The sequence below is a fragment of the Xenorhabdus yunnanensis genome, assembly GCF_028598805.1.
Classification (GTDB): domain Bacteria; phylum Pseudomonadota; class Gammaproteobacteria; order Enterobacterales; family Enterobacteriaceae; genus Xenorhabdus; species Xenorhabdus yunnanensis.
Map to the genome: position 1 here is coordinate 1 of NZ_JAQRFI010000214.1, position 574 is coordinate 574.

The 574-nt window shown below is 53.5% G+C and carries 2 protein-coding genes; both read right to left on the reverse strand.

Annotated features, from left to right (window positions below; all coding sequences use genetic code 11):
* Nucleotides 1-110 (reverse strand): phage head closure protein (locus tag PSI23_RS23540; RefSeq protein WP_273557029.1); only part of this gene is annotated, 110 nt, incomplete at its 3' end.
* Nucleotides 107-574, reverse strand: a 468-nt coding sequence (locus PSI23_RS21880; RefSeq protein ID WP_273557028.1) for a phage portal protein, incomplete at its 5' end; no start/stop codon positions are given. The genes PSI23_RS23540 and PSI23_RS21880, both read right to left, overlap by 4 nt.

Below are 574 nucleotides of genomic sequence, written 5' to 3' on the forward strand. Positions count from 1 at the left end.
GCCCAGACGGTGGCGGCATCCACCCACTTGTCAATAACCTGCCCTGACGGGGCGCGTGACTGCTCGGATTTCTGGATAGTCACCCGATGCCTCAATCTGCCTGCCCTCATTCCTTGCCCTCCGGTTGTTTCTTGATTTCTACCGTTTGCTTCCATGCCTGACTAAATTCATCCCCCCCTGCACGGGGAGAGAGTCCCTCACGTTCACGGGCTTCATTCGGGCACATCACCCCCGACTTAATCGCCGTCTCATAGCTTTGAAAGCGTTCTTTCGGATTGGCGCGAAGCAAGTCGGCGGTATCAAATTCCACTTGATAACGAATCCCCCGTTTCGGGGATGCCATTAGCAAGGCCGATTTGATTTGCTGTTCAAAGTTGGCGAGCCACGGACGCATGGTAATGGTCAGAAAGGCGCGGGACGCTTCACTAAAGTTACTGTAGGTACTGTTCGAGTACTCTTGCAAAAAGATCGGGCTGACGTTGAACATACGGGCGATATCATCAATGGTGAAGCGACGGGAAGCCAGCCACTCGGCATCTTGGTTACTCATGCCTAATTGCTGGTATTCCATCCC